Genomic DNA, 16023 nt, shown 5'->3' with positions numbered 1-16023 from the left:
ATGGACTAGCATTCTTCATCCTTGAGCAGGAGTGCAAGGAAAGCTTGAGCCCGCCCAAGGCATCCTGTCCGGGGTCTGAACAAGAGCGGCGGCAAGTATATGAGTTTGCCTTGCGCTCGGTGCCATTGATGCTTCGAGTACATCTTTTTTCAAGCTACAAACCGATTGAGAGTCGACATGCCTCCACCTCATAGTCCTAAGCAAAACAGGATATTGGCAGCATTGCCTCTCGCGGATTACACGCGGTTATTACCTCTTCTTGAATTTGTAGAGATGCCCGCTGGCCATGTAATTTACGAACCGGGCCGGCCCATGAGGCATTTGTATTTCCCCACGACCTCTATTATCGCGCGCTTGTACGAGACGGAAAGCGGGGCTTGCACACAGACGGGGATCGTAGGCAATGAGGGGGTGGCCTCCATTTCTGTTATTTTCGGCGAGGAGAACAGTATCGCCCGCGTAATAGTACAGAGCACAGGCGATGCCTATCGTATTAAAGCGGATTTATTAAAAAAAGAATTTGAATCGGGAGGAGAGTTACAACATCTTCTCTTGCGTTTTGCACACGCGCTGATGGTTCAAACGGAGCAGATTGCGGTTTCCAACCGATACCATACGGTGGATCAACAGCTGAGCTATCTTCTTTTGATGAGCCTGGATCGTCTGCCGGGTAACGAGCTTCACATTACGCATGAACAGGTGGGAATCATGCTGGGAGTGCGGCGTGAAAGCGTCACCGTAGCGGCACATAAGCTGCAAATGACCGGCGCAATCCGTTGCAGGCGCGGCCACCTTGCCGTAGTTGACCGCCAGCAGTTGGAGGCCAGCGCAGGTGAAAACTATAAAGTCGTAAAAAAAGAGTATGACCGCCTGCTGGAGGTTTATCGTTCGGCCACTGCAAGTTCTTCCGAGCCTCCCGCAAGACAATTCAAGAGGTTTTTTCAGCCAGCGAGGTGAGTCGTGAGCGCGACGAACGTGAAAGCGACTGGATTGGCGAGGGCCCGGTTGCGCGCAAAGTGGAGCGAAGAAGTCCGTTTCCCCGGAATAAGGCCCGGAGCGGAAGATTAACGTCCTACTGTGCGCTTTCGAACAGACTGATTCCCCAATTAATGAAAGAATTGCTGGTAGCGGTTTCTTTTTGTCCAGAATGGCCGAGATGGCTGGCTGGTTTTGTGGGACATCCGAGAAGAAGCGGGGATCGGGGGTAAAGGCCTGCCCTTATTCCGGGGTTAAAAAAATGGAGACCTGACATGAAAAAAGTAAACTTCCTGGTACTGGCGATGGGAGTGGTTGGCTTAAGCACGGGAATGGCGAGCGCACTTGGCCAAACCGGCAACGATATGCGTCCGGCAAGAGGCCAATCAGGCGACGCTGTTCTTGATGCTCAGACGACTCGGGAGACTCCTGTGACTCGACCGGAGCAGCAAAAGAACGAGCATGACCGTTCCGGTGTTTTTGCCGCCCCAAATGCCATGCCTTCTTCCCCTGTTTTCGAAAATCAGCCCGACAAGGGAAAGATACCGGGCTTTGATTTTTATCGTGATCCGCTGAATGCTAAAAAGCCGATGCAGACTTTCGAGGAGACCATGAAAGCGGACGTGGCCGATCGCCCCAGGGTCACCAGAACTCAGCGCGAGTTGCTCATGAGACGCTATGACTTGACCCCGCGGCTGGATCGCGAAGCGAAGATGTCCCGTGGCAAGCCCTTGGCGGTAGGACCTACCGCCCGCTTGCCGGCAGGGGCAAGCTGGCAAAAACTGGCCAGTATGTCCCCATCCGAAATACGGAGCAAAAACATATTTCCGTATCCAGCCTTGCCTCATCCGAAGCAGTCCACCGGGGGACAGGTCTTTCCTCAGGTTCAAATAGATATGTTTCCTCGGCTGGAACGATTTGACGTGGAATTTGATTTGCCGGACGCATTTCTACCGGAATTTCCTCCAGCAATTTTCCTTCAGAACCGGCCTGAACTGGGGGACGTTTCTCGCGGAGAGGTAGTATCGATCAACAACTTCTATCGCCTCTTCAAAGATATTCTGACACCCGTACAGCTTAACGGCCTCCAGATGTTACTCAGTCCCCTTCCTCAGGAAGAGTTCAACCCGACCGATGACCGCAAAAGCACCCAGCCCAGCTTGGGCGTGACTTGCTTTGACTGTCATGTGAACGGACATACTACCGCGCAATTTCATCTCAGCCCGGATATCAGACCTCAGGAAAGGCGTTTTCGACTGGACACAGTAAGCCTGCGCGGGCTTTTCAATCAGCAAATCCACGGCTCCAAACGCAGCTTGCGCTCTGTGGAGGATTTCACCGAGTTCGAGTTTCGTACCGCTTATTTTAATGGTGATCCGATTCACGCCATGAAAAAGGGGTTCCCGGTTATTGATCGGATTCACGTAAGCCATATGGCGCAGCTTCAGAACATGCTGGATTTTCCTCCCGCACCCAAACTGGATACGCAGGGCAGGCTCGACACGGCTAAGGCAAGCGCGAAGGAGCTCCGTGGCGAGAAGGTGTTTTTCGGGAAGGGCCAGTGTGCGAGCTGTCATCAGCCGCCTGCTTTCCTCGATCATCAGATGCACGACCTGAAGCTCGAACGTTTTCTCAACGAACCCGGGGATGGGCCAATCAAGACTTTCACATTGCGTGGCATCAAGGACAGCCCTCCCTATCTGCACGATGGCCGCTTGCTGACTCTGGAAGACACCGTTGAATTCTTCAATCTTGTGTTGCAACTCAAGCTCACGGACGAGGAGAAGTCGGATCTGGTAGCGTATATGCGGCAACTATAGTCCGTGCTTGTCAGTCGGCCTTGCGAGAAGCGGGGTAGAGTTTGAAATTATTCGAATGGAACATCCTTGGGTTTCCACGGTTTGGTTCCAATTATTAATGTAAGGCGGATTATCAGGGGGAGAGTAATCATGAGCATTTCCACCGCACCTGTAACTGTAAACCGAAAAGATGTACTTTCACTGAACGGCGCGTCCTCGATACGCAAGTCCACAAGAGCAGTGCGCAAGGCGGTATTCCCCGTAGCCGGACTGGGAACGCGCTTTCTGCCGGCGACGAAGGCGGTGGCCAAAGAAATGCTGCCCATTGTGGACCGGCCGCTGATCCAGTATGCCGTGGATGAAGCGGCGGCGGCAGGTATTGAAGAAATCATTTTTGTAACGCATCGCAGCAAGCGGGCAATCGAAGATCACTTGCACAGGGCAGTGGAACTGGAAAACGAGTTGGCGACGCAGGGGAAGCATGCCTCTCTGAAGATGTTGCGGCAACTGACCCCAAGCGGCATCCATTTCAGCTTTGTTCGCCAGGAGGAGCCGAGAGGATTAGGCCATGCCATATATTGCGCGCGTCATCTGATAGGCAACGAACCCTTCGCTGTGCTGCTTCCGGATGACCTGATTGACGGGGAGCCCCCGGTGCTGGCACAAATGATTTCGCAGTATGAACAGACGCCCGGGAGCCTCCTCGCTGTCCGGCAGGTATCCAGGGAAGAAACACGACGTTATGGTATCGTGGACGCATTAAAGGAGGATTCGGAAAACCGTGTTACGAAAATTCGGGGTGTAGTGGAAAAGCCGTCCCCCGAAGCAGCGCCATCAACCATGGCAATCGTGGGCCGCTATATTCTTTCACCCGCCATTTTCGAATGCATTGAAAATCTCGATCCCGGAACAGGAGGAGAAATTCAGCTCACAGACGGGATTGCTCGACTCCTTAAACTCGAATCCGTGATGGCGTACCGCTACGAGGGCAAGCATTATGATTGCGGCAGCAAGGCGGGTTTCCTGGAGGCGACGGTAGCTTACGGTTTGCAACATCCAGAGGTTGGCAAGGAATTCCGCGAGATATTAGTGCGAGTCGGACGCGGGCTTGCAGAAGAATCGCGTTATGCGCCGGGTCGGGAGGACGATAAGGCGGATGTCGAGGCGGTAATGCTGAAGAAGAGCGCCTTGGCCGGATAAACCCACCGCCGCGTTCTCGAACCTGTAATGCACATGTGAAGAGCGCTTCTCTCCCTAATAGGTGAGGGCCGTAGCATCGCTCCCGCGCTCTGACTAAGGCTCAGTCCGACGAAAAATCCGGCAAGAAGCTCAAGGAGCCGGCATGGGCCTGGCGTTCTGATCGCCGTCCTAATCGTTTAGCCGTCAATTTTCGTAGCCATCATTTCACCGAAGCGGACAGCTCGATTGGGTGCCCAAAGCGGGTTAAACAACACCCTGTTTTTCGGAAACAACATGATTACGGTGGAGCCGAGTTGGAAACGGCCCATTTCATCGCCTCTTTTGAGCACCACATCCTTTTCATCATACCGCCACTCGCGAGTCTCGCTGGCGGCCGTGGAACGCGGATTTACAACGCCATGCCATACAGTGGATACACTGCCTACGATGGTGGCACCGACGAGAGCCAGCACAAACATTCCGGCCTCTGATTCAAACACGCAAACCACTCGCTCGTTGCGGGCAAACAGGCCGGGGACACCGCGAACGGTCCTGGGGTTTACTGAAAACAAGGCGCCAGGAACATGAATCATGCGGGTCAGCCGGCCATCACACGGCATGTGAACCCGATGGTAGTCCTTTGGGCTTAAGTAAAGTGTTGCAAAATTCCCGCCCTGAAATTTTTCAGCCAGCGCGGTATCACCCCCCACCAATGCAACAGCGGAGTAATTGTGCCTTTTAGCCTGGAATATCTGATCGCCTGAAATGACGCCAAGCTGGCTAATGACGCCGTCGGCAGGGCAGTTATAATCTGCTTGAGCTATGGGCCGCGTTTCCAGACGCAAGGAACGGGTAAAAAAATCGTTAAAAGTTCGGTAGCTATGAATATCGGGGTTTGTGGCTTCGTCCATGTTTACGCCGTAATGCTCGACGAATTTCCGGATTATGAAGGTGGTGAGACGACCCGCTTCCGCATTTGCGATATGTCCCGCCAACACGGTCATAGCCTGCTTTGGCAGCAGATACTGAGGAAACACGGAAAAAGAAGCGGTTTGCACTCTGGAGCACCCGAAATAGAAAGTGGAAATTATAGTATGTCAGCTTGATTAAGTCTCGATAAAGCGATGAATATCTTTAGCGCTTCGCGCAAACTTCTCTTGAGCAAAAGCATTAAGGTAATTGATGTTGCAGAAGTTTATGTCTTCAAATAAAGATCCTTTGTCTCCTTCCTTTCGTAACGGCTTCCGTTCAACCTTGCGCCCCTGCCGCATCCGGTTCAAGCCTCATGTTGTCCAATAATTGCAGCCTTGTCTGTTCTTCCTGCTGCTGAAGCCTCCACATATAGGAATAGGCCCCATTTGCGGCGAGGAGTTCCCGGTGGTTACCTCGTTCGGCAATGCGGCCCTTGTCCATAACCAGAATCTGATCGGCATCTACTATGGTGGACAGGCGGTGGGCAATGGTCAGAGTGGTGCGATTGGTTGCAACGCGCTTCAGTTCCGCCTGAATGGATTTCTCTGATTTCGAATCCAGTGCCGAGGTAGCTTCGTCAAAGATAAGGATCGCAGGTTTTTTCAAAATCGCGCGCGCGATAGCCACACGCTGCTTTTCCCCCCCGGAAAGCTTTAATCCACGTTCCCCGACCGTGGTTTCGTACTTATCCGGCAGGCTCTCTACGAAGTCATGGATGTGCGCCGACCTGGCGGCTTCAAGCACCTCGTCGCGGCTTGCTTCCGGGCGGCCATAGGCGATATTGTAATAGATGCTGTCGTTGAACAAGACCGAGTCCTGAGGAACGATACCGACGGCTGCGCGCAGACTTTTCTGGGTCACGTCGCTAATGTTCTGGCCATTTATCAAAATGCGGCCAGAGCTGACATCGTAGAAGCGAAACAGCAGACGCGCCAGGGTCGATTTACCTGAGCCGCTATGTCCTACTACTGCTACGTTGCCACCGGCAGGGATGTCAAAGCTTACATCGAACAGGATCTGGCGATTGGGTTCATAGCTAAAATTCACGTCCTCAAAGCGAACCGCGGCGTTGCCGGGAATGAGGTCTGTTGCGCCCGGTTTATCTTTTATCTCCTCATGCTCCGCCAGCAAACCGAACATTTTTTCCATATCAGCCAGCGAGTGCTTGATTTCCCGGTAAACGAATCCGAGGAAATGCAAGGGCATATAAAGTTGCAGCATGAAAGTATTGACCAGCACGAGGTCGCCCAGCGACATGGTGCCTTTGATCACACCGTCAGCCGCGAGCCACAGTAATAACGTTACCCCTACCGCGATAATCGCGCTTTGCCCGGAGTTGAGCGCGGCCAGAGAGGTCTGGTTGCGCACTGCGGCAGTTTCCCATTTTTGCATATGCTCATCATAGCGCCGAGCTTCCCATGACTCATTGCCGAAGTATTTGACTGTCTCATAGTTCAAAAGACTGTCGATCGCCTGGGTGTTGGCTTTCGAGTCCATGTCATTCATGGTTCGGCGGAAAATCATGCGCCACTCGGTAACGATAAGTGTCAGCGCGATATAGGCGGCCAGCGTGACAAAGATGATTACCGAAAACCAGATGTCGTAACGGGAAATCAGGATTGCTGCTACCAGGCCGATTTCCAGCAAGGTCGGCAGGATGTTGAACAGCATGAAGTTAAGCAAGAAGGAAATACCGCGGGAACCACGCTCGATGTCGCGCGATACTCCGCCAGTCTGGCGTTGCAAGTGAAAGCGCAGCGATAAGGCGTGCAAATGACCAAATACCTTGATCGCCACTCTCCGGATTGCACGCTGCGTCACCTTCGCAAATACAGCGTCGCGCAATTCGCCGAACAGCGTGCTGCACATGCGTAATATGCCGTAACCGGCAAGGAGCAGAACGGGCAGAACCATCATGGCTCGCGGACGGTCGAGCGCGTCGATGATCTCTTTCAAAATCAGCGGTACCGTAACGTTGGCAAGTTTGGCCATAACCAGCAGTACCAGTGCCAGCACTACCCTGCCTTTGAATTCCCACAGATAGGGCAGCAGGGAGCGAATGGTCTGCCAGTCGTTACGATTAGCCGAAGGTTTTTCCAAGCGGGTAGGGCGCATCACTAGGTTCCTTCAGTCACTGTAGTGAAAGCAGTATAGCTTGCCGCTGCTGCGCAGCGTCGTTGCAAATCACTCTTGGCTACCAGATGGATTTTATTCGCCCGCAAAAAAAAGGGCGCCGGTTCGGGACGCCCATCAGAGGAAGATTTTAAAAGACCCGGATTAACAGAGCATAGCCTGTGCCGAATCCCAGGATGAATCAGGAAGGAATTTTTTGAAAAACTTTATCCCCTTGGTTTTGAGTAATTGATTACATCAGTTCGTTAATATCGCGTTCGCACCTTCGTCGCCATCCAGATCCACCGCGCCTTCCTTGAAAACGCGACTCGCACGAATATCCTCGGCCTCTATGGTCATCAGATCGGTTCGCGAAAGATTCTTCCTTGCTCCCTCGAACAAGCGGTTGGCCTGCCGCAGCCGCGCCCTGTCTAGAGCATTGCGAACCGAACGGGCATTGGCGAAATGCTCCATTTTCATCCTTAGCCGGATATATTCGCCAAAAGCCTTTTCACCCTCGGAACTAAAGCGGTAATTCTGCGCAGCCAGCATCAGTTTTGCTATCGCTACCAATTCATCGGCGCTATAGTCGGGAAAATCGATGTGATGGGCGATACGCGAACGCATGCCAGGATTGCTGCGGAAGAATTTTTCCATGCGGTCTTTGTAGCCCGCAAGGATAACAACCAGATCTTCCCGATTATTTTCCATCGTCTGCAGCAAGATTTCTATGGATTCCGCGCCGTAATCGCGTTCGTTCTCGGGCTTGTAGAGGTAATAGGCCTCATCGATGAAAAGCACGCCCCCCATCGCCTTCTTGAGCACCTCCTTGGTCTTGGGCGCGGTATGGCCGATATACTGACCCACCAGGTCGTCGCGTGTAACGGAGACAAGATGTCCTTCGCGCACGTAACCCAGACGGTGCAGAATCTCCGACATGCGTAGCGCTACCGTGGTCTTTCCCGTGCCCGGGTTGCCGGTGAAACTCATATGCAGACTCGGCGCTCCGGCGGTCAAATCCAGTTTCTTGCGCACACGATCGACCAGCAGCAGGGCCGCAGTCTCACGAATACGGGTTTTTACAGGTTTCAAGCCGATCAATTCCAGATCGAGCTTATCCAATACTTCCTTGATATTGGAAGCGCGAAATTCCGCGTCCAGATCAATTGAACCGTTATCGGAGGGGGTAAGTTCGTTCAGATTTTTTTTCACGTTTGATCCACACAATTAAGCACATCGTATTAAACGCGACATTGACTTTGTTTTGACTTGGCAGGCACGGAGACACAGGCTGTCCCGCAAGTTCAGGGTGGGACGCAGGCAGGTATGGCAGGTGTCATCACCGTTACTGCGCCCCTGATCGCTCCCCTCCCCGAGACGGGAAGGGGAAAGCGCCGGATTAATACCGTTCGGCTTCGGGTTTTTCAGTTGCGTAGGAATGAATGGTGTAACGAATGCTACGGCCTTCCACTTCCTGGCGCACCAGGCCAAAGCCTGGTTCTGTCTTCGGACGATTGACGATATACGACATTGTGGGGCTTTCCACGCCGCGCGTAGAGTTAAACGCGGTTACCCGAATGTAGTGATTGGGGTACGTTTTGCGGCAGTCATTGATCTCCGCCAGAATGCCGGCAGGGTCCTTCAAGTCAAACATCGGGTTTCCGAACATTTCCCAATAGGTATTGCGCGGGTGTGGGTCGTCGGTGTATTCGATACCGATAGCCCAGCCGTTCTTCAGCGCATACTTGATCTGCGCCGAGATTTGCTTGTCCGTCAGCGGGGGCAGAAAAGAGAACTGACCCTGCGTGACTTGATTTCCTATGTTGGTCATCATAATTACTTTCTCCTATTTGTTAGACGCTGGCCGTGGTGGATGGCACGAAGTCGGCAGTGTCCGTGGACTCATAATTGAAGGTGATATCCTTCCATGTTTCCAGCGCTTGTTTGAGCGGCGTGCACCACTTGGCAGCGTCCTCCAGAATCTTGGGGCCTTCCTTCACATAGTCGCGGCCTTCGTTGCGCGCCAATACCATTGCTTCCAGCGCAACACGATTGGCAACCGCACCGGCTTGTATGCCCATCGGATGACCGATGGTTCCGCCACCAAACTGCAGTATCACGTCTTCGCCGAGATAATCCAGCAACTGGTGCATCTGGCCGGCGTGAATGCCACCGGACGCAACCGGCATAACCTTGTTCAGCGAGGCCCAGTCCTGATCGAAGAACAGGCCAGTTTCAAGGCTTTGCGAAGTACGCGATTCACGCAGGGTATCGTAAAAGCCCTTGATCATGAGCGGATCGCCCTCGAGCTTGCCAACAACCGTGCCCGCGTGAATGTGATCCACGCCAGCCATCCGCATCCATTTGCAGATCACGCGGAAATTCATGCCGTGATTTTTCTGGCGCGAGTAGGTCGAGTTGCCGGCGCGGTGCAGGTGGAGAATCATGTCGTTCTTGCGCGCCCATTTTGCCATCGACTGAATCGCAGTGTAGCCGACCACCAGGTCGATCATGATGATCACGGAGCCAAGCGACTTGGCGAATTCAGCGCGCTCGTACATGTCTTCCATCGTGCCCGCGGTGACGTTCAGGTAGTGGCCTTTGACTTCACCGGTGGCAGCGGAAGCTTTGTTCACTGCTTCCATACAGTAAAGAAAACGGTCGCGCCAGTGCATGAAAGGTTGTGAATTGATGTTCTCGTCGTCTTTCATGAAGTCGAGGCCACCCTTGAGTCCTTCGTACACCACGCGACCATAATTGCGGCCGGAAAGCCCAAGTTTCGGCTTGGTTGTGGCGCCGAGCAATGGCCTGCCGAATTTGTCGAGGCGTTCGCGTTCCACTACAATACCGGTAGCGGGACCCTGGAAAGTCTTCAGGTATGCGACGGGGATGCGCATGTCTTCCAGGCGCAGCGCTTTCACGGCTTTGAAGCCAAACACGTTGCCGATGATGGAGGCAGTCAGGTTGGCAATGGAGCCTTCTTCGAACAAGTCGAGGTCATAGGCTATATAGGCGAAATATTGGGCTTCGTTCTTGGTGCCTGGGCCGGTGTTGGGCACCAGTTCCGAACGGTAGGCCTTGGCGCGGTAGAGTTCGCAGGCGGTCAGACGGTCCGTCCATACGACGGTCCAGGTTGCAGTGGAAGATTCCCCGGCGACAGCGGCGGCGGCTTCTTCATGATCCACCCCGGGCTGGGGGGTAATACGGAACAAGGCGATGACGTCCGTATCTTTGGGTACATAGTCGGAATCCCAGTAACCCATTTTCTTGTACGGAATTACGCCTGATTTGTAGCGTTCCTTGCCGGTTATTTCTTGACTCATGTCATTCTCCTCGAAAGGGTAGATAAAGGTACTACGAATTCTATTGTAATGGTTATTATTATAAATAACAGTCATGTGTTTTGATTGTTATTATAATATAATGCTTATACATGGATCAAAACCAATTCCGGCAATATCATGCTGCATGTCACGCTGAGACAACTGAAAGTTTTTGAATCAGTTGCCCGCCACCTGAGCTTCTCCCGCGCCGCGGAAGATCTCCACCTTACCCAGCCTGCCGTCTCCATGCAAATCAAGCAACTGGAAGACAGCGTCGATTTGCCCCTCTTCGAACAAATAGGCAAGAAAATCTATCTGACCGATGCCGGGCGCGAACTTTATCATTACAGCCGGGCAATTTCCGAACAATTGACGGATATGGAGTTGGCGCTTGACGAGTTGAAAGGTCTGGAGCGCGGCAAGCTCAATATTTCGGTGGTAAGTACCGCCAACTATTTCGCCCCGCATTTGTTGGCCAAGTTCTGCCAGCGCTATAGTGGAATTACCGTAAGCCTGAATGTTTCCAATCGTGAAACCGTGCTGAAGCATCTGGCCGATAACGTGACAGACCTTGCCATCATGGGGCAGCCACCGGATGGCCTGGATATTGCCACTGAATCATTCATGGAAAACCCGCTGGTGGTCATTGCTCCGCCCAGCCACCCTTTATGCAGGGTCCGCAGGATTCCTGTAAAAAGGCTGGAGCAGGAAACCTTTCTGCTGCGGGAACCCGGCTCGGGGACGCGCAGCGCAATGGAGCGTTTTTTTGCCGAACATCGAATCTCCATCAGCAAGGGCATGGAAGCCGATACGAATGAAGCGATCAAACAAGCGGTCCAGGCGGGAATGGGGCTGGCGATCATGTCACTGCATACGGCGGAGCTGGAGCTGGAGACCAAACGGCTCAGGATTCTGGATGTGCAGGACTTTCCCATCATGCGCCATTGGCATGTGGTGCATCGGAAAAATAAACGTCTTTCAAGCGTGGCACAAGCATTCAGGGAATTCCTGTTGAAAGAAGCTCATGAACTCGTGGCGCACGTCGCAAGGGTGGACAATTGAAATTTGAACAGTGCCGCACAACCCGCGTGGCGATGTGATGACGGAGTATAAGTAAAAAGATGCGGGACAGAGATGCTGTTTATCTCTTCGCAGGCCTTGCGATATCCCTGCTCAGGCCTCTTCCGTCACTGTCAAGGATGAGGTGTCTCGTTCGAGTCCTCAACACGTAAATGCTTCGCCCGCCGCTTTAATTTTCCAATCACCACGAAAAAAAGCGGTACAAAAAAAATTGCCAGAAACGTGGCAGCCAGCATTCCCCCAAATACCCCCGTCCCGATGGAATTCCGGCTCGCGGCGCCGGCGCCGGTAGCCACCACAAGTGGGAATACCCCGAGAATGAATGCCAGGGACGTCATCACGATGGGTCGAAAGCGGAGGCGTGCCGCCTCGAGCGCGGCCTCGGTTAACGGTACACCCGCAGCGTATCGTTGATTGGCGAACTCGACGATCAGGATTGCGTTTTTGGCGGCCAGTCCGATCAGCGTCACCAGTCCGATCTGAAAATAAATATCATTGGTCAGCCCGCGCGCCCATATGGCAAGCAAAGCGCCCAGAACCCCAAAGGGTATGGAAAGGATGACGGCAAAAGGTATGGACCAGCTTTCGTATAGGGCGGCCAGTACCAGAAAGACCATGAGCAGCGCAAAGGCAAACACCAGGACCGACTGCCCTCCCGCCTTGCGTTCCTGAAACGATATGCCGCTCCAGTCGATTTCGTAGCCCCGGGGAGTCAGGACTTCAGCGGCTATCTGCTCCAGTGCCTCAAGCGCCTGGCCTGAGCTATATCCGGGAGCGGCGCCGCCCAGCACGAGTGCGGTATTGAAACCGTTGAAATGCGTGACGGGGTCGGGCCCGCTGGTAAATTCCGTGGTGACGACCGAATCCAGTGGGATCATCGTATGTTCTGCGCCGCTCCGAGCCCGCACATATATCTTGCTGATGTCGCTGGGGTTGGATCTGTACTCCGGCATTGCCTCTGTTTGCACGCGATAGATGCGTCCGAATTTTACAAAATCGTTCACGTACAGATTCCCGAAATAAGCCTGCATGGTGTCAAAGACTTCAGAAATCGGCACACCGAGCGCTTTGGCGCGTTCGCGGTCAACCGTCGCATACAGGCGGGGGGCGCTTACGCGAAAATTGGTGCCGGCAGCTGCGATCGCGGGGTGTTCCATGGCCTTGGTTACGAATTCCTGGGCGGCCTCGGCGAACTCGGCGAAATCGCCGCCGCCGGGATCTTGCAATTGAAGGGAAAAACCACCCGTGGAGCCGAGACCCCTGATAGAAGGGGCATTGAATGCAAGGATAAGGGCCTCGGGAATTTTCGCGAACTCCTCAAAAGCTGCCGCGATAAGACCAGGGACCTGCTGGTCCGCATCCGTGCGAGTGTCCCAATGATGCAACGGCACGAACATCGTCGCTTGGTTCGTGCCCCGGGTTCCGAAGACAAAATTTTGCCCAGCCAGAGCGTCTGTCGAATGGACCGCCGGAATTGCTTGGAAATAATTCTCTATTTTACTCAGCACCTCGATCGTTCTTGCCTTGGAAGCGCCATCCGGCAGCTGGACAACGGTAATAAAATAACCCTGATCTTCTTCCGGAAGGAAGCTGTCCGGGATGGTTTTGAAAAGGCCAAGGATGACGAATATCAGCATTCCGAAGATGACCAGAGTAATCGCCGATCGTTTCAGGATGATTCCGACAGCTCCGGCATAACGGGCCTGCATCCAGTCAAACGACCGGTTAAACATCTTCCAGAATCCCTTGGGCTCGCCGTGTTCCGGCTTGAGAACAAGCGCACAGAGAGCAGGGCTGAGGGTAAGCGCCACGAATCCCGAAATAGCGACAGACAGGGCTATGGTGATCGCAAATTGCTTGTACAGTTCTCCGGTGATTCCTCCCAAAAAGGCGACCGGCACAAACACGGCAGCAAGCACAAGGACGATCGCCACCACTGGCCCGGCCACCTCATCCATGGCCTTCTTCGCTGCGTCCCTGGGTGAAAGGCCCCCCTTGGTCATGTGCCGCTCAACATTCTCCACCACGACGATTGCATCGTCCACCACGATGCCAATCGCGAGGACCATGCCGAACAGGGTCAGGGTATTGATTGAAAACCCCAGCGCTTCCATGCCTGCGAGTGTTCCAATGAGTGAAATAGGGACGGCGACGGCGGGAATGAGCGTCGCACGCCAGCTTTGTAAAAAAACAAACACGACCAGGATGACAAGAAGCGTTGCCTCAACAAGCGTCTTCATGACCTCCTTGATAGAGACATCGATGAATGTGGTCGTGTCATAGGGGATGTCGTAGGAGACGCCGGTTGGAAAACTCCCGGCAAGTCTGTCCATTTCCTGGCGGACCCTTTGAACCGTATCAAGCGCATTGGCTCCGGGCGAAAGAAAGGTCAATAGAAACGTATTCGGCTTTCCGTTCCATCGTCCTTCAAGATCGTAGGACTGGGCCCCCAGTTCCACGCGCGCGACATCCCGCATGCGCACCATGGACCCATCCGGATAAGCACGCACGATCATATCCTCGAATTCCTTGACCTCGCTCATCCGGCCACGCGTGATAACCGGAATGGTGAGTTCCGTACCGTGGGGCGTCGGTTCGCGGCCTACCCTGCCGGCTGGAAAATCCCGGTTCTGCTCGCGAACCACGGCTGCAATTTCGGTCGGCGTAATGTCGAGCTGTGCCATACGGACAGGATCGAGGATCAACCGCATGGAATAGTTTTGAGCGCCAAAGATGATGGCGTCTCCAACACCGGGAAGACGCTTGATGCTGTCAAGGATTCGAAGCACGGCGTAGTTCGAGAGATAAACCGTATCATGCCGGGGATCGGTAGAGCTCAGCGCAATGACCGCCAGCATATCCGGCGACATTTTTTTCACAGTTACGCCTTGGCGAATGACTTCGTCAGGCAATTGAGGTTCGGCAAGACGTTGCCGGTTCTGCGCCTGGACCTGCGCAATATCCACATCGGTTCCGATTTCAAACGTGAGCCTCATCGTCATGTGCCCATCGTTCGTACTTGTGGAGTCGTAGTACAGGAGGTTATCGATGCCGGGAAGCTGGACCTCTATCGGACGTGCGACTGCTTCCGCGACAACTTCTGCGCTGGCACCGGGATAGTCCGCTTCAATCTGCACCATTGGCGGCGTGATTTGCGGAAATTGTGCAATCGGCAGGTTCTTTAAAGAGACCAGGCCGACCACCACAATTACGATCGACAGGACAGACGCAAAAATTGGGCGATCGATAAAAAAATGGGAATTCATGGCGCCTTCCGCGTCATTTTTTCCGCCGCGGGACTATCCGGGGAAGCAGTCTCCTCATTCTGAAATGGAACAGCATTGACTTGAACGCCTGGTTGAATCCGGTGAAAACCTTCCACGACTATCCGCTCTCCCGGATGAAGGCCATCTTCGATCAGCCACTCCTTCTCATGCCACGTGCTGGCCCGAATCGGACGGAGTTCCGCTTTGTCCTCCTTGTCGACCACATAGACAAATGATCCCTTGGGTCCCTGTTGAACAGCCCGTTGAGGGATGAGGATGGCGGCAGTCCGGATGTAGCCTTTGAGACGAACCTTTACGAACTGTCCAGGGTAAAAATAGGATTTCCCGGGAGAAAAACCCCCTTCCGGATTGGGAAATGTAAACCGCGCCTGTAACATGCCCGTCTCGGACCGCAAGGTGACATCGGCAAAATCCAGTATTCCTTCCTCTGGATATACAGTCCCATCCGAGAAGGTCATCACCCCATGCAGTTGAAAAATATCCGGCCTCTGCACCCTATGCTCGGCGAGTTCCCGCCGCCGCCGGAGGAGGTAGCTTTCGGGAACATTCACGTTTACATACATCGGATCGAGTTGATCGATGGTGGTCAAAAGGGTTGTCTGGGCCGAGACGAGGCGCCCCTCGTAAAAATGGCTGCGGCCGATCCGGCCATTCACGGGCGCGGTGATCAGCGTATTGTCCAGATCAAATTTTGCCTTGACCAGTTCGCTTTGCGCAGCTTCGAGCGTAGCTTTCGCTCCCATCATTTCGGCCACGGCGTCATCAACATTTTTCTGGCTTACGGCCTGTTCCTCGAGAAGAGGTTTTACGCGTGCCAGTTCCTGTTCCGCCTGGACAAGCCTCGCCTGAGCCTGGGCAACTCTGGCCTTGCCACTGAGATAGACGGCTTTGAATGGCACAGGATCGATGAGGTACAGTCGGTCGTTTTTTTTGACGTTTCGACCTTCCGTAAAAAAAACTTCCTTGATGATCCCGGTCACCTGCGGGCGAATTTCCACAGGGCGAAACGCCTCCGTTTGTCCGATAAACTCCGGCTCATCCGGTACCGTTTTAGCGGTTACCGTAACGACTTCCACTTGAGGGGCGGGCGGAGGCGGAGGGGGCGCCTTTTCGGCGCAAGCGGCAAGCAGAATCACGAACAGGCCAGCGCCTGTATGGGCCATGCCTGTGCCATTTCGAATGGCTGACCTTATTGACCGCTTGACTGACGGATTCATATCCTCGGCTCTCGGTTATCCTGCGGGAAGGGAGTATCGGGTATGAAGATTATCCCACCTGGTGTTCAGGGATGATCAG

At 53.7% G+C, this 16023-nt stretch carries 11 protein-coding genes; 4 read left to right on the top strand and 7 right to left on the bottom strand.

All coding sequences use genetic code 11. The features are described from left to right. Positions 1-213: 213 nt before the first annotated feature. From BMZ14_RS05780 to galU, 3 genes are all read left to right on the top strand, one after another. Entirely contained in the window at positions 214-957 is a 744-nt protein-coding gene (locus tag BMZ14_RS05780; RefSeq protein ID WP_371265602.1) for a Crp/Fnr family transcriptional regulator, read from the top strand. Positions 958-1250: 293 nt separating this feature from the next. Continuing rightward, positions 1251-2795: a cytochrome B6 gene (locus tag BMZ14_RS05775; RefSeq protein WP_074795741.1), complete on the top strand. Its 1545-nt coding sequence runs from the start codon at positions 1251-1253 to the stop codon at positions 2793-2795. 129 nt (positions 2796-2924) lie between these two features. Then, positions 2925-3974 (top strand): UTP--glucose-1-phosphate uridylyltransferase GalU, encoded by a 1050-nt coding sequence (gene galU, locus BMZ14_RS05770; RefSeq protein WP_074795739.1) that lies wholly within the window; start codon positions 2925-2927, stop codon positions 3972-3974. Positions 3975-4150: 176 nt separating this feature from the next. Here galU and asd read toward each other — a convergent pair whose 3' ends face one another. The 5 genes from asd to BMZ14_RS05745 all read right to left on the bottom strand — a co-directional run bounded on the left by asd (position 4151) and on the right by BMZ14_RS05745 (position 10360). Continuing rightward, positions 4151-5011: an archaetidylserine decarboxylase gene (gene asd, locus BMZ14_RS05765; protein WP_256208435.1), complete on the bottom strand. Its 861-nt coding sequence runs from the start codon at positions 5009-5011 to the stop codon at positions 4151-4153. 190 nt (positions 5012-5201) lie between these two features. Further along, positions 5202-7040: an ABCB family ABC transporter ATP-binding protein/permease gene (locus tag BMZ14_RS05760; protein ID WP_074795735.1), complete on the bottom strand. Its 1839-nt coding sequence runs from the start codon at positions 7038-7040 to the stop codon at positions 5202-5204. Between the two features lie 255 nt (positions 7041-7295). Then, the gene (gene cbbX, locus BMZ14_RS05755; RefSeq protein ID WP_143071911.1) at positions 7296-8249 is read right to left on the bottom strand and encodes a CbbX protein; all 954 of its coding nucleotides are present in this window, start codon (positions 8247-8249) and stop codon (positions 7296-7298) included. Between the two features lie 187 nt (positions 8250-8436). Next, on the bottom strand, positions 8437-8871 hold the full coding sequence (locus tag BMZ14_RS05750) for a ribulose bisphosphate carboxylase small subunit (RefSeq protein WP_074795731.1): 435 nt from the start codon (positions 8869-8871) through the stop codon (positions 8437-8439). A 19-nt stretch (positions 8872-8890) separates the two neighbouring features. Next, entirely contained in the window at positions 8891-10360 is a 1470-nt protein-coding gene (locus BMZ14_RS05745) for a ribulose-bisphosphate carboxylase large subunit (RefSeq protein WP_074795729.1), read from the bottom strand. 138 nt (positions 10361-10498) lie between these two features. Here BMZ14_RS05745 and BMZ14_RS05740 point away from each other — a divergent pair, with 138 nt between their 5' ends. Continuing rightward, the gene (locus BMZ14_RS05740) at positions 10499-11422 is read left to right on the top strand and encodes a LysR family transcriptional regulator (protein ID WP_143071910.1); all 924 of its coding nucleotides are present in this window, start codon (positions 10499-10501) and stop codon (positions 11420-11422) included. A 131-nt stretch (positions 11423-11553) separates the two neighbouring features. Here BMZ14_RS05740 and BMZ14_RS05735 read toward each other — a convergent pair whose 3' ends face one another. Both BMZ14_RS05735 and BMZ14_RS05730 read right to left on the bottom strand, forming a co-directional pair. Further along, entirely contained in the window at positions 11554-14706 is a 3153-nt protein-coding gene (locus tag BMZ14_RS05735; protein ID WP_074795727.1) for a multidrug efflux RND transporter permease subunit, read from the bottom strand. Beyond that, positions 14703-15890, bottom strand: a complete 1188-nt coding sequence (locus tag BMZ14_RS05730; protein ID WP_074795725.1) for an efflux RND transporter periplasmic adaptor subunit — start codon at positions 15888-15890, stop codon at positions 14703-14705. The genes BMZ14_RS05735 and BMZ14_RS05730 overlap by 4 nt, the downstream gene beginning before the upstream one ends. Between the last annotated feature and the right edge of the window lie 133 nt (positions 15891-16023).

This window comes from Nitrosospira briensis, from assembly GCF_900115125.1.
Lineage (GTDB): Bacteria > Pseudomonadota > Gammaproteobacteria > Burkholderiales > Nitrosomonadaceae > Nitrosospira > Nitrosospira briensis_A.
Note: the sequence above shows the minus strand (reverse complement) of the source record. Positions and strands in the feature narration are given on the sequence as shown.

Coding starts and splice junctions, on each gene's coding strand:
- BMZ14_RS05730 (WP_074795725.1), bottom strand. CDS start 15,890: ATGGCCCATACAGGCGCTGGCCTGTTCGTGATTCTGCTTGCCGCTTGC.
- BMZ14_RS05775 (WP_074795741.1), top strand. CDS start 1,251: ATGAAAAAAGTAAACTTCCTGGTACTGGCGATGGGAGTGGTTGGCTTA.
- BMZ14_RS05750 (WP_074795731.1), bottom strand. CDS start 8,871: ATGATGACCAACATAGGAAATCAAGTCACGCAGGGTCAGTTCTCTTTT.
- BMZ14_RS05760 (WP_074795735.1), bottom strand. CDS start 7,040: ATGCGCCCTACCCGCTTGGAAAAACCTTCGGCTAATCGTAACGACTGG.
- galU (WP_074795739.1), top strand. CDS start 2,925: ATGAGCATTTCCACCGCACCTGTAACTGTAAACCGAAAAGATGTACTT.
- BMZ14_RS05745 (WP_074795729.1), bottom strand. CDS start 10,360: ATGAGTCAAGAAATAACCGGCAAGGAACGCTACAAATCAGGCGTAATT.
- BMZ14_RS05740 (WP_143071910.1), top strand. CDS start 10,499: ATGCTGCATGTCACGCTGAGACAACTGAAAGTTTTTGAATCAGTTGCC.
- BMZ14_RS05735 (WP_074795727.1), bottom strand. CDS start 14,706: ATGAATTCCCATTTTTTTATCGATCGCCCAATTTTTGCGTCTGTCCTG.